This is a genomic window from Nocardioides rotundus, assembly GCF_019931675.1.
Classification (GTDB): Bacteria; Actinomycetota; Actinomycetes; order Propionibacteriales; family Nocardioidaceae; genus Nocardioides; species Nocardioides rotundus.
Map to the genome: position 1 here is coordinate 324,301 of NZ_CP082922.1, position 16,784 is coordinate 341,084.

18 protein-coding genes and 1 pseudogene are annotated in these 16,784 nt (G+C 73.7%); 13 read left to right on the forward strand and 6 right to left on the reverse strand.

The window, feature by feature from the left end; all coding sequences use genetic code 11:
• The first annotated feature begins 84 nt into the window (after nt 1–84).
• Genes K8W59_RS01545 through K8W59_RS01575 form a run of 7 tightly spaced genes read left to right on the forward strand, consistent with a single transcriptional unit; the run spans nt 85 to nt 6,467 of the window.
• Nucleotides 85–996, forward strand: coding sequence for an amidohydrolase family protein (locus K8W59_RS01545; RefSeq protein ID WP_223397021.1), 912 nt, complete (start codon nt 85–87; stop codon nt 994–996).
• Entirely contained in the window at nt 993–1,532 is a 540-nt protein-coding gene (locus K8W59_RS01550; protein ID WP_223397022.1) for a cupin domain-containing protein, read from the forward strand. Before K8W59_RS01545 ends, K8W59_RS01550 begins: the two co-directional genes overlap by 4 nt.
• On the forward strand, nt 1,529–3,013 hold the full coding sequence (locus tag K8W59_RS01555; RefSeq protein WP_223397023.1) for an aromatic amino acid lyase: 1,485 nt from the start codon (nt 1,529–1,531) through the stop codon (nt 3,011–3,013). Before K8W59_RS01550 ends, K8W59_RS01555 begins: the two co-directional genes overlap by 4 nt.
• 32 nt (nt 3,014–3,045) lie before the next feature.
• Entirely contained in the window at nt 3,046–4,080 is a 1,035-nt protein-coding gene (locus K8W59_RS01560; protein ID WP_223397024.1) for an ABC transporter ATP-binding protein, read from the forward strand.
• A gap of 4 nt (nt 4,081–4,084) precedes the next feature.
• Entirely contained in the window at nt 4,085–4,744 is a 660-nt protein-coding gene (locus K8W59_RS01565) for an ABC transporter permease (protein ID WP_317846297.1), read from the forward strand.
• Nucleotides 4,741–5,520 carry an ABC transporter permease gene (locus K8W59_RS01570; RefSeq protein ID WP_223397025.1) on the forward strand — a complete coding sequence of 260 codons (780 nt, stop codon included), beginning with the start codon at nt 4,741–4,743 and terminating at the stop codon, nt 5,518–5,520. The genes K8W59_RS01565 and K8W59_RS01570 overlap by 4 nt, the downstream gene beginning before the upstream one ends.
• 5 nt (nt 5,521–5,525) lie before the next feature.
• Nucleotides 5,526–6,467, forward strand: coding sequence for an ABC transporter substrate-binding protein (locus K8W59_RS01575; RefSeq protein ID WP_223397026.1), 942 nt, complete (start codon nt 5,526–5,528; stop codon nt 6,465–6,467).
• A 191-nt stretch (nt 6,468–6,658) separates the two neighbouring features.
• Here K8W59_RS01575 and K8W59_RS01580 read toward each other — a convergent pair whose 3' ends face one another.
• From K8W59_RS01580 to K8W59_RS01600, 5 genes are all read right to left on the reverse strand, one after another.
• The gene (locus tag K8W59_RS01580) at nt 6,659–6,808 is read right to left on the reverse strand and encodes a hypothetical protein (RefSeq protein ID WP_223397027.1); all 150 of its coding nucleotides are present in this window, start codon (nt 6,806–6,808) and stop codon (nt 6,659–6,661) included.
• A gap of 271 nt (nt 6,809–7,079) precedes the next feature.
• Nucleotides 7,080–7,223: a hypothetical protein gene (locus K8W59_RS01585; protein WP_223397028.1), complete on the reverse strand. Its 144-nt coding sequence runs from the start codon at nt 7,221–7,223 to the stop codon at nt 7,080–7,082.
• A gap of 86 nt (nt 7,224–7,309) precedes the next feature.
• Nucleotides 7,310–8,215, reverse strand: coding sequence for an HpcH/HpaI aldolase/citrate lyase family protein (locus K8W59_RS01590; protein WP_223397029.1), 906 nt, complete (start codon nt 8,213–8,215; stop codon nt 7,310–7,312).
• Nucleotides 8,215–9,297: an HpcH/HpaI aldolase/citrate lyase family protein gene (locus K8W59_RS01595; protein WP_223397030.1), complete on the reverse strand. Its 1,083-nt coding sequence runs from the start codon at nt 9,295–9,297 to the stop codon at nt 8,215–8,217. The genes K8W59_RS01590 and K8W59_RS01595 overlap by 1 nt, the downstream gene beginning before the upstream one ends.
• A gap of 48 nt (nt 9,298–9,345) precedes the next feature.
• Complete coding sequence (locus tag K8W59_RS01600) at nt 9,346–9,903, reverse strand: DnaJ family domain-containing protein (protein ID WP_223397031.1); 558 nt, start codon at nt 9,901–9,903, stop codon at nt 9,346–9,348.
• A gap of 75 nt (nt 9,904–9,978) precedes the next feature.
• Between K8W59_RS01600 and K8W59_RS01605 the strand changes: the two genes are divergently transcribed.
• The 3 genes and pseudogenes from K8W59_RS01605 to K8W59_RS01615 all read left to right on the forward strand — a co-directional run bounded on the left by K8W59_RS01605 (nt 9,979) and on the right by K8W59_RS01615 (nt 12,250).
• Nucleotides 9,979–10,533: a helix-turn-helix domain-containing protein gene (locus K8W59_RS01605; protein ID WP_223397032.1), complete on the forward strand. Its 555-nt coding sequence runs from the start codon at nt 9,979–9,981 to the stop codon at nt 10,531–10,533.
• Between the two features lie 267 nt (nt 10,534–10,800).
• Nucleotides 10,801–11,250 carry a sortase domain-containing protein gene (locus K8W59_RS01610; RefSeq protein WP_223397033.1) on the forward strand — a complete coding sequence of 150 codons (450 nt, stop codon included), beginning with the start codon at nt 10,801–10,803 and terminating at the stop codon, nt 11,248–11,250.
• A 96-nt stretch (nt 11,251–11,346) separates the two neighbouring features.
• Nucleotides 11,347–12,250: pseudogene (locus K8W59_RS01615) on the forward strand (IS5 family transposase).
• A gap of 11 nt (nt 12,251–12,261) precedes the next feature.
• On the opposite strand, the gene K8W59_RS01620 reads toward K8W59_RS01615, so the two are convergent.
• Complete coding sequence (locus K8W59_RS01620; RefSeq protein WP_223397034.1) at nt 12,262–12,882, reverse strand: nitroreductase family protein; 621 nt, start codon at nt 12,880–12,882, stop codon at nt 12,262–12,264.
• Nucleotides 12,883–13,026: 144 nt separating this feature from the next.
• Between K8W59_RS01620 and K8W59_RS01625 the strand changes: the two genes are divergently transcribed.
• Genes K8W59_RS01625 through hutI form a run of 3 tightly spaced genes read left to right on the forward strand, consistent with a single transcriptional unit; the run spans nt 13,027 to nt 16,693 of the window.
• Nucleotides 13,027–14,211, forward strand: coding sequence for an allantoate amidohydrolase (locus K8W59_RS01625; RefSeq protein WP_223397035.1), 1,185 nt, complete (start codon nt 13,027–13,029; stop codon nt 14,209–14,211).
• A complete protein-coding gene (locus K8W59_RS01630; RefSeq protein ID WP_223397036.1) occupies nt 14,208–15,536 on the forward strand; it encodes a formimidoylglutamate deiminase in 1,329 nt (442 codons plus the stop codon). The genes K8W59_RS01625 and K8W59_RS01630 overlap by 4 nt, the downstream gene beginning before the upstream one ends.
• On the forward strand, nt 15,533–16,693 hold the full coding sequence (hutI, locus tag K8W59_RS01635; protein ID WP_223397037.1) for an imidazolonepropionase: 1,161 nt from the start codon (nt 15,533–15,535) through the stop codon (nt 16,691–16,693). Before K8W59_RS01630 ends, hutI begins: the two co-directional genes overlap by 4 nt.
• Nucleotides 16,694–16,784: the final 91 nt, after the last annotated feature.

A 16,784-nucleotide genomic window follows, 5' to 3' on the forward strand; every position in this document is an offset into this window, starting at 1 on the left:
TCAGTCTAGGTCTCCCTGGCCGGGTGAGGGCCAGTCGGCGAGGGGGTTTGACGGACCGGGGAGTGAAGCGCTTCACTAGGGAGTGTGAAGCGCTTCACCCAGACCATCGACTGCCACCAGCACCGCTGGCCGGCCGCCCTGGTCGAGGAGCTGCGCCGGCGCAGGAGGCCGCCGATGCTGCGCGGCTGGACGCTGCACCTGGCCGGGGAGCCGGCCTACGCCGTCGACCCCGCCGACCACGACGCCGAGCGCCGCGCCGGCCTGGACGCCCGGGACGGCGTCGGCCTCACCCTCAACGCCCTCTCCGCGCCGCTGGGCATCGAGGGGCTGCCGCCCGAGGAGGCGGCGCCGCTGCTGGAGGCGTGGCACGGGTACGCCGACTCCCTGGACCCGGCGCGCGAGCGGGTCTGGGCCGCCCCGGCCCTGGTGGAGCCGGACGTCGAGGCGCTGGCCAAGACGCTGGCCCACCCCGCCGTCTGCGGGCTGCAGGTCCCCGCGACCGCGATGGGCACCCCGGCCGCGCTGGAGCGGCTGACCCAGCTGGCCGAGGCCGAGCTGGCCGGCAAGCCGGTGCTGGTGCACCCCGGCCCCGCGCGCCCGGCGGCCGAGGAGCTGCCCGGTTGGTGGTCGGCCGTCGTGGACTACCCCGGCCAGCAGGCCGCGGCCTGGCACGCCTGGCGGGTCGCCGGGCGGTCCGCCCTGCCCGCCCTGCGGGTCGGCTTCGTCGCGCTCGCCGGGCTGGCACCGCTGCATCATGAGCGGATGGCCCGGCGGGGCGCCGGAGGCGCCGTACTCGACCCGGGCGTGTTCTACGAGACCTCCTCCTACGGCCGCCAGGCCGTCGACGCGATGACCCGGGTGACCGGCGTCGACGTGCTCGTCCTCGGCTCCGACCGGCCCTACGCCGTCGCCGAGGACCCCGCGCTGGGCGCCGCCTTCGAGCGGCTCTGGCGCGTCACCAACCCCGCCCGCTTCTTGGAAGGAGACGCCCCATGACCGTCCACCCCGCCGCACCCGCCACCGGCACGCTGCCCGGAGCTCCCGGCCGGGTGCTCGACGCGCAGGAGCTGCGGGCCTACGTCCGCGACCTCGCCGCCCGGCCCGAGCTGTGGCGCCACCACGTCGCGCACGGCTCCCGCGGGGCGGGTGAGCGGCACTACGTCTCCCTGCACCGCGACGAGCACGTCGACGTGTGGCTGCTGTGCTGGAACACCGCCGACGACACCGGCTGGCACGACCACGACACCTCCAGCGGGGCGGTCGCGGTGGTCGACGGCGTCGTGCTGGAGAGCTGGCCGCGGCTGGGCGGCGAGGCGGCCGGGCGCGAGCTCGGCAGCGGGCAGGAGATCTGCTTCGGTCCGGAGTACATTCACCGGATGACCGGTGGCGTCGACGGGTCGGTCTCGATCCACGCCTACTCCCCGCCGTTGTGGCGGATGGGGCAGTACTCCATCTCCGAGGACGGCGTGATGCGCCGCTGGTCGGTCTCCTATGCCGACGAGCTCCGCCCCCTGGAGGACCCCACCCCATGACCAGCCCCTCCGGACAGCCCGGCCTGGACGCCGCGACCCTGGCCGCCTGGGCCACCGGACGGCGCGGGCTGGACCTGCGCTCCACCGAGGAGCAGCTGGCCCGGGTCCGGGAGGGGCAGCAGCGGCTCCGGGCCGCCCGCGAGGTCGGCGTGGTCTACGGCCTGTCCACCGGCGTCGGTGCCCTGCGCACGACCGCCGTACCCGAGACCGAGGGCCCCGAGACCGCGCTCCGGCTCTGGCGCAGCCATGCCGGCGGCCTCGGGCTCGAGCTCGACGACGCCACCGCGCGGGCGACCATGGCGATCCGCTGGCGGCAGCTGCTCGACGGCACCTCCGGCGTCGGCGCCGACCTGGTGCTCGCGCTGGAGCAGGCGCTGGCGGCGGGCTGCGTGCCGCGGCTGCACGAGTACGGCGGCCTCGGCAGCGGCGACCTGACCGTGCTCGCCGAGCTCGCCCTGACCCTGGCCGGCGAGCTGCCGTGGCGCTCCACCGAGGGGCGCGCCCCCGCGCCGGTGACCCCGTCGGCCACCGACGGCCTGCCGTTCCTCTCCAGCAACGCCGCCACCGCGGCCTTCGCCGCGCTCGCGGCCGACCGGCTCGCCGGCCTCGCAGCCGTGGCGCTCCCGGTGGCCGCGGTCTCGCACCTCGGCCTGCGCGGCTCCCCGGAGGCCTACGCCGCGGAGGTGTTCGCCGGACGCCCGGGCCCGGCCGCCGACACCGCGGCCACCCTGCGCCGCCTGCTCGCCGGGTCGCCGGTCAACCCGGCCCGGGTGCAGGACCCGTTCTGCCTGCGCACGATCCCGCAGACCCACGGGCCGCTGCTCGACGGGCTCGCCGAGGTCGAGGCCGCCGTGACCGAGGAGATCTCCTCCGCCCGCCCCAACCCGCTGGTCACCGAGGCGGGCGTGCACCACCACGGCCAGTTCCTCACCCAGCGGCTCGCGGCCGCCCTCGACGGCGCCCGCGCGGCGGCGTACCCCGTCCTCGCCCTCTCCGCCGCGCGCGTCTCCGCCCTGCAGGACCCGCAGCTCACCGGCCTGCCCGCCTTCCTCGCCGCGGGGCCGCCCGGCAGCGCGGGCCTGATGATCGTGGAGTACGTCGCCACCGACCTGCTCGCCCGCGCCCGCGCGATCGCCGCCCCGGACACCACCGGCCGGGTCGTCGTCTCGCTGGGCGTCGAGGAGCACGCCAGCTTCAGCTCCCAGGCCGCGCTGTCCGCCCTCGAGCTGGCCGACCTCGCTCGCGATCTGCTCGGGGTCGAGCTGGTGACGGGCGTCCGGGCGGCGCGGCTGGCGCCGGAGCGGGTCCCCGCCGGCGAGGTCGGTGACCTGGTCGCTCGCGCCGACTGGGCCCACGAGCCCGCCGACCACGTCCTGGGCCCGGAGCTGCGCGCCGCCTCGGCTCTGGTGGAGGAGCTCGCGCGGCACGCGGCTCGCCGGGTGGGCGACACCGCCCCGGGTGCTCGGACCGTGCTTGAATAATCGTTCCCACTGACCCGTCCGAGAGGGATCTCGTGATCGAGTTCGAGAACGTCTCCAAGGAGTACCCGGACGGGACCCAGGCGGTCCGGAACCTGACCCTGACCGTGCCGGACGAGTCCATCACCGTCTTCGTCGGCCCCTCGGGCTGCGGCAAGACCACCTCGCTGCGGATGATCAACCGGATGGTCGAGCCCACCGCCGGGACCATCCGGGTCGACGGCAAGGACACCGCCGGGGCCGACCTGGCCAAGCTGCGCCGGGGGATGGGGTACGTCATCCAGGCCGCCGGGCTGTTCCCGCACCGCACCGTGGTCGACAACGTCGCGACCGTGCCGGTGCTGGAGGGGATGAGCAGGAACGACGCCCGCGCGCGCGGCTACGAGCTGCTCGAACGGGTCGGGCTCACCCGGGAGATGGGCGACCGCTACCCAGCGCAGCTCTCCGGCGGCCAGCAGCAGCGGGTCGGCGTCGCCCGCGCGCTCGCCGCCGACCCGCCGATCATGCTGATGGACGAGCCCTTCTCCGCCGTCGACCCCGTGGTCCGCCAGGACCTGCAGACCGAGTTCCTCCGGCTGCAGGACGAGCTCGGCAAGACCATCGTCTTCGTCACCCACGACATCGACGAGGCGATCAAGCTCGGCGACCGGGTCGCGGTCTTCGGGTCCGGCGGGCTCGCGCAGTACTCCTCGCCCGAGGAGCTGCTCGCCGACCCGGCCGACGAGTTCGTCGCCTCCTTCGTCGGCCGCGACCGCGGCTTCCGCGGGCTCTCCTTCGCCAGTGCCGGCGACGTCCCGGTCGAGCCCGTCGACACCGAGATCGCCGGGATGCGCCTGGAGCTGGACGAGAGCGGCCGGCCGCGCGGGTGGTCCCGCGACGGGAGCCTGCTCGACACCGAGGGCTCCTTCACCGCGGGCGACAGCGTGCGGGTGCTGACCGACCTGGCGCTGCTGTCGCCGGCCGGGGCCGCCGTACGCCTCGACGAGTCCGGGCGCGCCGACGGCGTCGTCCGCGGCGGCCGTCTGGCCGAGTGGGTGCGCGAGCACCAGCACGGCCGCCGGGCCGGGTGATCGGGTGCGCCAGATCTGGGACTACCTCGTCCTCAACCGGGACACGATCGCAGAGAACCTGCTCGACCACGTGTGGCTCGCGCTGGTGCCCGTCGTGATCGCGTTCTTCCTCTCCCTGCCGCTGGGCTGGCTGGCCAACCGGAGCCGCGTCCTCGCCCGGGTGCTGCTCACCGGCTCCAGCGTGCTGTACACCATCCCGTCGCTGGCGCTGATCCTCATCATCCCGCTCATCATCGGCAGCTCGCTGCTCTCGCCGCTCAACGTGGTGATCGCGCTGACCCTCTACAGCCTGGCGCTGCTCGTGCGCACTACCGCCGACGGGCTCGCCTCGGTGCCGCCGGAGGTGATCGCCTCGGCCGACGCGATGGGCTACCGCCCCGCCCGGCGGTGGTTCTCCGTCGAGCTGCCGCTGGCGATGCCGGTGATCCTCGCCGGCGTCCGGGTCGCGACGGTGGCCAACGTGAGCATGGTGAGCATCGCCGCCCTCATCGGGATCGGCGGCCTCGGGCAGCTCTTCACCCGCGGCTTCCAGCTCGACTTCTACCTCCCGCCGATCATCATCGGGCTGGTGCTCTCGGTGCTGCTGGCGGTGCTGTGCGACCTGGTGATCGTGCTGATCCAGCGCCGGCTCACCCCCTGGACCAGGGCGGTGGCGGCCCGATGAGCGGCGTCTTCTCCTTCCTCCTCGACGGGGCGAACTGGGCCCTCTCCGACCCCGACGGCTTCCCGCGGCGGATCCTGGAGCACCTCGGCTACACCGCGCTCGCGCTGGTGATCGGCTTCCTCATCGCGTTCCCGCTCGGGCTGCTGATCGGGCACACCGGCAAGGGCTCGTTCCTGGCGATCAACGCCGGCAACGCCGGCCGGGCCCTGCCGACGCTCGGCGTGCTGATGCTGGTGGTCGGGCTGGTCGGCACCGGCCTGATGCCGGTCACCGTGGCGCTCGTGCTGCTCGCGATCCCGCCGATCCTCACCACGACCTATGCCGGGATCCGCTCGGTCGACCCCGCCACCGTCGACGCCGCGCGCGGCATCGGGATGACCGAGCGCCAGATCGTGTTGGGCGTCGAGCTGCCCAACGCGCTGCCGATCATCATCGGCGGGGTGCGCAACGCGTCGCTGCAGGTGATCTCCACCGCCACCATCGCGGCGTACGTCGGCCTCGGCGGCCTCGGGCGCTACCTCTTCGACGGCCTCGCCCTGCGCGACTACGGGCGGGTCGTCGCCGGCTGCGTCGTGATCGCCGTGCTCGCCGTCCTCCTCGACCTGTCCCTGGCCGCGCTGCAGCGCATGGTCGTCTCGCCCGGCGTCGACGGTCGGGCGGCCCGCGGGGGACGCCGTACCTCCTCCACCTCCTCCGGCTCCGCGGCGGGATCCGCGATGGCCGGTGCCGGCGCGCCCTCCGAGGCCGCCGGCGACCACCACACCGACGAAGGGTGATCGACATGTTGAACCGACCGATCCGGCGGGCCGTGCTCGGCCTCGGCCTCGCCTCCACCCTCGCGCTCTCCGCCTGCGGGGCCGACCAGGGCAGCGACCCGTTCTCCTCCGGCGGCGGGGACGGCGGCGGCAGCGGCGACACGATCGTCGTGGGCTCGGCGAACTTCCCCGAGAGCGAGCTGCTGATGGAGATGTACGCCCAGGCGCTCGAGGCCCAGGACGTGAGCGTGGAGACCAAGCCCAACATCGGGGCGCGCGAGGTCTACATGCAGGCCTTCGACGACGGGGACATCACCCTGCTCCCGGAGTACAACGGCGCGCTGCTCACCTATCTCTCCGACGGCGAGGCGGACCCGAAGATCACCTCCCCCGACGACGTCTATCAGGAGCTGCAGAAGGTGCTGCCCGAGGGCGCCGAGACGCTGCCGCAGTCCGACGCGGAGGACAAGGACACCCTCACGGTGACCTCGGAGACCGCGGAGAAGTACGACCTCAAGGCGATCCCCGACCTCAAGCCGGTCGCCGGCGAGATGACGGTCGCGGCGGGGCCGGAGTTCCGTGAGCGCTTCCAGGGCCTGGTCGGGCTCAAGGAGGTCTACGGCGTCGACTTCGGCCAGTTCAAGCCCCTGGACGCGGGCGGCCCGCTGACCGTCGGCGCGCTCGAGGACGGCACCGCCGACGTCGCGAACATCTTCTCCACCAACCCGGTGATCTCCGAGAGGGGCTGGGTGACCCTGGAGGACCCGGAGAACCTCTACACCTCGCAGAACGTGGTGCCGCTCATCAAGTCCGACGCGGTCACCCCCGAGGTCGAGGACGCGCTCAACGGGGTCTCCGAGGCGCTGACCACCGAGAACCTCACCGAGGCGCTGGCCAAGGTGCAGGAGGACAAGCAGGACCCGGCGGTCGTGGCCAAGGACTTCCTGAGCGAGCAGGGCCTGGACTGAGGTCTTCGGGCGCGCGCCCGGGTCCTCGCCCGCTCGATCCGGGGCCGCGGCGTCGTACCGAACAGTACGCACCGGCCCTGGCGTCGTACCGAAGAGTAGGCATCGAAATCTCGCGGGAGAGGTGCCTACCGTTCGGTACGACGGGGCGCGGGCGCCGCAGCGGAGGGACGGCGCCCCGGCGGAGGTCGCCCTCAGGCGGCCCACGACGACGGCGGCTGCTCGTCCCGGTCGATCGGGTGGGACCGCGGCAGCTCGCGCGGCGGGTCGTGGCGGATCACCGACCACACGGTGGCGGTGAGGCCGATGGCGGACAGGACGGCGAGGATCATCAACAGGGTCATGCCGACGAGTCTTCGTCGTACCCGCCGACCCCGACAGTGGCAGTAACGCCATCATTCGGCGGTTTCCTGCCAAGCCTCATCGCGCCCGCGCCTCATGTAGCGCACAGTTCGGTCGGCTTGTTGAGCGCTACGACACTCGACAGGCCGACCGAACTATCGACAAGCCCCTGGCCCGAGGAGTACGGCGGGCGCCGGCCCGCCCCCACACAGACGCGACCGCCGCCCGAGGGATCCGGGCGGCGGTCGCGGGGGATAACAGGTAGGGCGTGGGTCAGAAGACCCGCCGCCGGGTGCCGCCGATCGGCACCAGGTTCAGGATCAGGCCGACCACGATCAGGATGATGCCGATGGTGAGCAGAATCTGTTGCGGCAGTAGCCATCCGAGGATCGCCAGGATGATGCCGAGGATGATCATGTGGAGCTCCCTCCGGGGGTGAATGAAACCGCCACAGTGTGAACCGTGAGGTTCCTGTGGCGGCACACCCGCAGGGATGCCCAGCCTCAGCCCAGCGCCTGGATCGCCTCGTGGATCGACAGGGTCCGGCGGGCGGACTCCACGTGCAGGCTCTCCACCATCCGGCCGTGGTAGGTGACCACGCCGGAGCCCTGGCCGTCCTCGAAGGCCTGGATCAGCCCGCGCGCGTCCTCGACCGCCTCCTCGCTCGGGGCGAAGGCGCGGTTGGCACCCTCGACCTGCCCGGGGTGGATCAGGGTCTTGCCGTCGAAGCCCATCTGCCGGCCCTGGGTGCACTCGGCGAGGAAGCCGTCGGTGTCCTTGACGTCGTTGTAGACGCCGTCGACGATCTGGATCCCCGCGGCCCGGGCGGCGAGCAGCGCGGTGTGCAGGCTCGGCAGGATCGGCGCCCGCCCGGGCACGTGCTCGGCGTAGAGCTCCTTGACCAGGTCGTTGGTGCCCATCACGAACGTGCTGAGCCGGTCCGAGGCGCGGGCGATCTCCTCCGCGTGCAGGATCGCCACGGGCGTCTCGACCATCGCCCACAGCGTGGTGTGGTCGGGTGCGCTGTACCTCTCCAGCGCCGCGACCAGCTCGCGCACCTCGTCGGCGGAGTTGACCTTGGGTACGACGACCGCGTCCGGGCCCGCCTGCGCGGCCGCCTCGAGGTCGGCGTCGTGCCACTCCGTGCCGATGCCGTTGACCCGGATGGTGACGGTACGGCGGCCGTAGTCGCCGCTGGCGGCCGCGGCCGCCGCGGACTCCCGCGCGCTCGCCTTGGCGTCGGGGGCGACGGCGTCCTCGAGGTCGAGGATCAGCCCGTCGCAGGCGATGCCCTTGGCCTTCTCCAGGGCCCGCTCGTTCGAGCTCGGCATGTAGAGCACCGAGCGCAGGGGCCGGAACGTCTCGGTGGTCGAGCCTGTCGTCTCGTTGGTCGAGCTTGTCGAGACCATCACGCCTCCTCCTCCTCGATCGCGTCATATTCCTTCTTCAGCTCCGGGTCGATGGCGGCGAGCTCGTCGGCCAGCGCCACCATCACCTGGCACTGCTTGACCGACGCGTCGTCCTCCATCTTCCCGTCGAGCATCACCGCGCCCGTGCCGTCGCCCATCGCGGCGATCACCCGCCGGGCGTGCGCGACGTCCGCGACGCTGGGGGAGAAGACCTTGTTGGCGATCGCGATCTGCGCCGGGTGCAGGCTCCACGCGCCGACGCAGCCCAGGAGGTAGGCGTTGCGGAACTGGTCCTCGCAGGCGACGGTGTCCTTGATGTCGCCGAAGGGCCCGTAGTAGGGGAAGATCCCGTGCATCGCGCACGCGTCGACCATCCGCGCGATCGTGTAGTGCCACAGGTCCTGCTGGTAGGTCGTCCGGTCGGCGTCGTACTGCACCATCCCGAGGTCGTCCTTGGGTGGGTCCTGCCGGACCAGGTACCCCGGGTGGCCGCCGCCGACGCGGGTGGTCTTCATCCGCCGGTCCGCGGCCAGGTCGGCCGGGCCGAGCGAGAGCCCCTGCATCCGAGGGGAGGCGCCGCAGATCTCCTCGATGTTGGCCACGCCGCGGGCCGTCTCGAGGATCGCGTGAATGAGGATCGGCCGCTCCAGGCCGGCCTTGGCCTCCAGCTGCGCGAGCAGCCGGTCGACGTAGTGGATGTCCTCGGCGCCCTCGACCTTCGGGATCATGATCACGTCGAGCTTGTCGCCGATCGCGGGCACCAGCGTGGTGAGGTCGTCCAGGCCCCACGGGCTGTCCAGGGAGTTGACCCGGGTCCAGAACTGGGTCGGGCCGAAGTCGGTGGCCTGCCCGATCTCCACCAGGCCCTGCCGCGAGGACTCCTTGTTCTCCGCCTTGACCGCGTCCTCGAGGTTGCCCAGGAGCACGTCGACCTTGCCCACCATGTCGGGCACCTTCGCGGCCATCTTCGGGTTGCCCGGATCGAAGAAGTGGATCGCCCGGCTCGGGCGGGCCGGGATCTCGGTCAGCGGCTGGGGGGCACCGACCGCGAGCGGCCGGAAGAAGTCCTTGGCGGGTCGCATGGGGCGGAAACTACCCGGTCAAGCGGGGGCCTGGGTATGACGAACCCCTCAGCGTCGGCGCCACCAGCGGCGGGTACGGCGCTCCGTCGCGCGCTCCTCCGCGGCCTCGCGCGCCGCCTCCCGGGCGGTTGCCCGCCGGTCCTCGCGGCGCTCGCGCCACCGCGCGACCTCGGTCTCCACATCGCGGCGCGGGGTGATCACCGGCGGGCCGCCGAGGTTGGTGTAGATCGCGTGCCGGATGCGCTCGTTGAAGTCCTCCACCCGGCGGCGCACCTCCTGCTCGCCGCCGAGTCGGTCCAGCTGGTCGTCGAGCTCGGCGTCCTCGGTGCGCAGCGCGATCGCGGGGGGCGCCAGGTGCAGCTGCTCGCGCTCGACCAGCCCCTTGACCCACCAGTCGGGGTCGTGGGCGCCGCCCAGCCCGCGGATCGGCTTGCCCGCGCCGGGCAGGTCGTCGAAGTCGCCGCGACGCATCGCCTCCTGCACCTGCAGGTCGACCCACTGGCTCTGGTTGCGGATCCGCTCCGCGGCGGCCGCGCGGCCCGTGCGCTCGTCGCGGCCCGACTCGTCCCGGCGGCGCTCGTCGGTGCGCCGGTCGTCGCGCTCCATGTGCCCCACGATACGGCGGGGGTGATGCGGCGTGGCGCCGAGGCTCGGGGGTGTCAGGGGGTGACGCTAGGTGCCATGAGCCTGCTCTCCGACCAGCCCGAGCCCGGGTACGGCCTCGCCGAGGCCGCCCGCATCTGCGGCGTCTCCAAGCCGACCGTCCGTCGGCGCAAGGCCGCTCTGGTGCGGGCCGGGGCCGTCGCCGACGAGACAGGGTGGGTGATCCCGCCGCGCGCGCTCGTCGCCGTCGGCCTGCTGGAGGGGGTGCCGGAGGCACCGGTGCCGTCCTCCCGGTCCCTGTCCCCGGTGACCCGGCTCCCGGTCGCGGTGCCCGCGACCCCCGCTGACACCCCCGCCGGCACCCCCGCCGGCGCCGGGGACGTCGTTGGTGACGCCCGGGTCGCCGCGCTGGAGGCCGAGGTGGCCGCGCTGCGCGAGCGGCTGGCAGCCGCCGAGGCGCGGGCCCAGGAGCGGGACCGCTGCCTGCGGACCCTGGAGACAGCGCTGGCCGGGCTCGCCGGCCCGGGCCGGTCCGGGGGCCGTGGCGGGGCGGGAGCGCGGGGTCGCCGTACTCCTGAGGCGGGCGGGGTGTTCCGCTCGCCGTCGACCTGGACGCATCCGACCGCGCCCTGACGCGGCTGGTGGGCGGCACAATGGGGGCGTGACCACCACCGAGGCCCGACCGTCCGCGGAGAGGCGTACGTCGCGCGGCGCGGCCTGGTGGGTGGGCGTGGCCATGCTGGTCGCCGGCGCGACCGTGCTCGGCTGGTTCGGCTGGCAGCTGGTCGGCACCAACTGGGTCTCCCAGCAGCGACAGGCCGACACGGTGGAGCGGCTCGAGCGGAGCTGGGAGCGCGGCGGGTCGGGCGAGGTCGCGCCGGAGGGAGCCGGGCGACCGCGGTGGTGCGGATCCCGCGCTTCGGCTCGGACTACGCCGTACCGCTGTTGGAGGGCACGTCCGACGCGGTGCTGGCGACCGGCTACGGGCACTTCCGAGGGACCGCCGAGGCCGGCGCGCGCGGGAACTTCGCCGTCGCGGCCCACCGGGTGACCCACGGGGAGCCGCTGCGCGACATGCCCTCGCTGCAGCCGGGCGACGAGGTGGTCGTCCAGACCGCGCGGTGGACCTACACCTACGAGCTGACCACCGGCGGCGACGACCTGGTGGTCCCGTTCACCCAGACCTGGGTGCTCGACCGGCTCCCCACCAACCCTTCGGGTGGCGTGCAACCCCCGCAACGCCCGGGTCAGCGGCTGATCACCATCACGACCTGCTCGGAGCTCTTCCACACCGACGACCGGATGATCGCCTTCGGCGTCCTCACCGACAAGCAGCCCACCACCCCTTGACCGCGCCCCCCATGCCGAGTCGGCGCTTGTTGACGCCCAGTCGGCGCTAGGGCGTGTCTCCCAAAGAACGCGGGGTCGAGCCGGGATTGTTGACGCATGTCGCGTTCTGCGGTGCTGACTGACGCTCAGTGGGCTCGGATCGAGCCGTTGATGCCCTCCTCGGACGGCCAGCGGGGTCGGCCGTTTCGCGATCACCGACAGGTGATCGAGGGCATCGTCTACCGGTTCCGGACCGGGGTGGCGTGGCGGGACCTGCCCGAGTCCTTCGGCCCGTGGCAGACGATCTGGAAGCGCCACAAGCGGTTCAGCACCGACGGAACGTGGGACAAGGTACATGCCCGGCTGGTCGCCGAAGCCGACGCCGCCGGGCAGGTCGAGTGGGACGTGTCGGTGGACTCCACGATCAACCGGGCGCACCAGCACGCCACCACGTTGAGCCGCATCGAGGTGCCAGCCGGGCGCCGCACGGGGGGCTGAGTCGAACTACAAGGACCTGCGTGCCGAGCCCCCTGACCACGCGCTCGGTCGCTCCCGCGGCGGGATGTCGACCAAGATCCACCAACTCGTCGATGGGCAGGGCCGCCCGCTGGTCATCGCGCTCACGCCCGGCCAGGCCGGCGACTCCCCGATGCTCAAGCCACTCCTGTCGCACCTGGCCGTCAAGCGCCTCGGTCCGGGGCGGCCGCGCACTCGCCCGGACGCCGTGCTCGGCGACAAGGCCTACTCATCCCGCGCGATCCGCGCCGAGCTGCGATCCCGCCGAGTCAGGGCGGTCATCCCGCAGCCTTCGGACCAGATCGCCCACCGCAAACGGCGCGGATCGGCCGGCGGTCGTCCGCCCTCATTCGACGCCGTGACCTACAGGGGGCGCAACGTCATCGAGCGGTCCTTCAACGACCACAAGCAATGGCGCGGCCTGGCCACCCGCTACGACAAGCTCGCGGTGGTCTATCGAGGAGGCGTCGTCCTACGCGCCATCACCATCTGGCTTCGCGAATAGGGAGACACGCCCTAGTTGACGTCGAGTCCGCGCCAACTGCCGCGATGGATCCGGTCGGCGGGGTCCCGTCGGGGTCGCCTGCCTGGCGAGCCGGTGGTTCCGGCGTCGTCGGGCAGCCGGTGGCCGATGGTGATCGCCCCGATCGGCTCGAAGTCCTCGGGAATCTCGAGCAGGCGGGCCACGTGAGCGATCCGCTCCGGCGGGATCCCGAACAGGCACGCGCCCAGGCCCGCGTCCACGGCGCCCTGGAGCACGAGCAGCGCAGCCATCCCGGCGTCGACGTACCACCACGGCGCCGACCAGTGCGCTTCGGCGTCCGGATCCCGACCCTTGTCGGGCTCGGCGTACCGGTGGACGTAGGCGTCCTTGCTGGTGAGGGGTACGACGACCACGGGCGCGGTCCGCATCCCGTCCAGCCACGCGTTGGACGCGCCGGCCTCGGAGGTCGCCTCCCAGAAGCCGCCCACCTGCTCCGGTGAGTCCAGGAGGATGAACTCCACCGCTTGCGTGTGCCCTGCGCTGGGGGCACGGGTGGCGTCGATGAGGATCCGGGTCACGAGATCGGGGTCGACCGGCCGGGCGTCGTACTTCCGGACCATGCGACGACGGCGCACCACCTCGCGAAACTCCATGCGGGAACCCTCTCACCCGGTGAAGAAGCGCCGACTCGGCGTCAACAAGCGCCGACTGGGTGGGAGTGCGGAGGTCTCGCATCTGAGACTCGGGAGAGCGGGGCCAGGTTGCCGGGGTGGGGTGGGGCCCGGTGGACTGGGGCCATGAGCTTCGAGCGGATGTGGCGGGACCTCGCGCCGGTGGGGCGGGACGCGCGGTCGGGCGGCTACTTCCGCCAGCCGTGGACCACGCCGGAGACCGAACTGCGCGCCTGGTTCGCCGAGGAGTGCGCGGCCCGCGGCCTGGAGCTGGAGACCGACGGACTCGGCAACCAGGTCGCGTGGTGGCGCAGCGGAGAGGGCCGCGCGGTCCTCACCGGCTCGCACCTGGACTCGGTCCTCGACGGTGGGGCGTACGACGGCCCGCTCGGCGTCGCCTCCGCCCTGGCCGCAGTCGACGAGCTCCGCGAGCGCGGCGTGACGCCGGCCCGGCCGCTGGGCATCGGGGTGTTCGTGGAGGAGGAGGGCTCCCGCTTCGGCCGGGCCTGCCTGGGCTCCCGGCTCGCCGTGGGCGCCACCACCTGGGAGGAGGCCCGCGAGCTGCGCGACCGCGACGGCGTCGCGCTGGGGGACGTCGCCGACGGCGCGGACCTGGACTGGCGGCTGGCCGAGCGGGTCGGCTGCTTCGTCGAGCTGCACGTGGAGCAGGGCCGCGACCTGGTCGACCGGAACGCCGCCATCGGGGTGGCGAGCGGCATCTGGCCGCACGGGCGCTACCGCTTCGACGTGACCGGCCAGGCCAACCACGCGGGCACCACGCGGATGGAGGACCGCGAGGACCCGATGCTCACCTTCGCCATGACCGCGCTCGCGGCGAACAAGCAGGCCCGGCTGGCCGGCCAGCGGGCCACCTTCGGCCGGCTCGACGTCGCGCCCAACGGCACCAACGCGGTCCCCTCGAGGGTGACCGCCTGGCTGGACGCCCGCTGCGACACCGCCGAGGCGCTGGAGGAGCTGGTCGGGGAGATCACCCGGCTCGGCACCGAGCGCGCCGGTCGCGACGGCACCGCGCTCACCGTCACCGCCGAGTCGGTGTCGGGCACGGTGGACTTCGACCCCGACCTGGCCCGCCGGCTCGCGGCCGACCACGAGGGCGGCGACTGGCCGATCATCCCGACCGCAGCCGGCCACGACGCGGGCATCCTGTCGGCCGCCGGCATCCCCACGGCGATGATCTTCGTCCGCAACCCCACCGGCGTCTCGCACTCGCCGGAGGAGCACGCCGAGACCGCCGACTGCCTGGCCGGCGTGCACGCGCTGGCCGACTCCCTGGAGAGGCTGCTGGCGTGAGCTCGACGTACCTCCTCGAGCGCGCGCTCCTCCCCGACGGCGTGCACGACCACGTCGTCGTCACGGTCGAGGACGGCCGCTTCACCCGGGTGACGCCGGGGGGTGCCGGGGACGGTGTCAGGGGTGACACGACGGGCGCCGAGCGGCTCGCCGGCCTCGCCGTACCCGGGCTCGCCAACACCCACAGCCACGCCTTCCACCGCGCGCTGCGCGGCCGCACCCAGCGCGAGCGCGGCACCTTCTGGACCTGGCGGGAGCAGATGTACGACGTCGCGGGGCGCCTCGACCCGGACAGCTATCACGCCCTGGCGCGCGCGACCTACCGCGAGATGGCGGCCGCGGGGATGACCACCGTGGGCGAGTTCCACTACCTCCACCACGGACCCGACGGGACGGCGTACTCCGACCCCAACGCGATGTCCCGCGCCCTGATCGAGGCGGCCGGCGAGGCCGGGATCCGGATCGCGCTGCTGGACACCTGCTACCTCTCCAGCGGCTTCGGTGCGCCGCCGGAGGGCGTGCAGGTGAGGTACGACGACGGCAGCGCCGACGGATGGGCGGCACGGGTCGACGCCCTGGGCCCCCAGCCGGACGGTGTCGTCGTCGGCGCCGCGATCCACTCGGTCCGCGCCGTGCCCGCCGACCAGCTCGGCACGGTCGCCGCGTGGGCCGGCGGCGCGGCGCCCCTGCACGTCCACCTCAGCGAGCAGCGCGCGGAGAACGACGCCTGCCTGGCCCACCACGGCGTCACCCCGACCCGGCTGCTGGCCGACCACGGGGTGCTCGGGTCGATGACGACGGCGGTCCACGCCACGCATCTCACCGACGAGGACATCGCGCTGCTGGGTGAGAGCCGGACCGTCGCGGGCTTCTGCCCCACCACCGAGCGCGACCTCGGGGACGGCGTCGGGCCCTCGCGGCGGCTGCACGAGGCGGGCAGCCCGATCAGCCTGGGCAGCGACAGCCACGCGGTGGTCGACCCGTTCGAGGAGATGCGCGCCCTGGAGACCGACGAGCGGCTCGCGACCGAGCAGCGCGGCCACTGGACCGCCGAGGAGCTGGTCCGCGCCGCGACCCGGCACGACACTCTCGGCTTCCCCGAAGCCGGGCGGATCGAGCCGGGCGCCCGGGCCGACCTGGTGCTGCTCGACCCGGCGAGCCCGCGGACGGCGGGCACCGGCGCCGACGCGCACACCGCCGCCTTCGCGGCCACCGCCGCGGACGTGACTCTGACCATGGTCGACGGGCGGGTCGTCTTCCGCTCGGGCGACCGCGAGGAGGTCGGGCGCGAGCTCGACCGGGCCATCGGGAGGCTGTGGACATGACGACGACCCTCATCACCAACATCGGCGAGCTGGTCACCAACGACCCCGAGGCCGACGACCTGCTCGGTGTGCGCACCGACGCGGCGGTCGTCCTGGAGGGGGACCGGGTCGCCTGGGTCGGCGACGCCGCCTCCGCGCCGGCCGCCGACGAGGTGTACGACGCCGGCGGCCGCGCCGTCATCCCCGGCTTCGTCGACTCCCACTCCCACCTGGTCTTCGCGGGCGACCGCAGCCACGAGTTCGCCGCGCGGATGACCGGCGAGCCCTACTCCGCGGGCGGCATCCGCACCACCGTCGAGGCGACCCGCGCGGCCGGCGACGAGCAGCTGACGACCCACGTCGCCCGGCTGGTGCAGGAGATGCTGCGCCAGGGCACCACCCACGTGGAGATCAAGTCGGGCTACGGCCTGACCACGCGCGACGAGGCGCGCGCGCTCGCCGTGGCCTCGCGCTTCACCGACGACACCACCTTCCTCGGTGCGCATGTGGTGCCCGCGGGCTCGGAGGCCGACGCGTACGTCGACGAGGTCACCGGCCCGATGCTGGACGCGGCGGCGCCGTACTCCCGCTGGATCGACGTCTTCTGCGAGGACGGCGCCTTCTCCGTGGACCAGGCCCGGACCATCCTCGCCGCCGGGGCCGAGCGCGGGCTGCGCGGGCGCCTGCACGCCAACCAGCTGACGTACGGCGGCGGCGTGCGGCTCGCCGCCGAGCTCGGCCTGGTCGCCGTGGACCACTGCACCTACCTCAGCGACGAGGACGTCAGCGCGCTCGCCGACTCCGGCACGATCGCGACGGTGCTGCCGGGCGTGGAGTTCTCCACCCGGCACCCCTATGTCGACGGCCGCCGGCTGCTGGACGCCGGGGTCCGGGTCGCGCTGGCCAGCGACTGCAACCCGGGGTCCTGCTTCACCTCCTCGCTGCCGTTCTGCATCGCCCTGGCGGTGCGCGACTCCGGGCTGAGCCCCGCCGAGGCGCTGCACGCGGCGACCGCGATGGGCGCGGCGGCACTGGACCGCGACGACGTCGGGGCGCTGGTGCCCGGGCGGCGCGGGGACCTGGTGCTGCTCGACGCGCCCAGCTACATCCACCTGGCCTACCGGCCCGGCGTCCCCCTCGTCTCCGGGGTCTGGCAGGCCGGGCGACCGGTCGTCTGAGGTAGTCCGGGCGCCGGATCTGAGGTAGCGGCGCAGCCGCGAATAGGGCACCTGCCCGATGTGGGCGACTACCTCATCGGCGGAGTCTCGT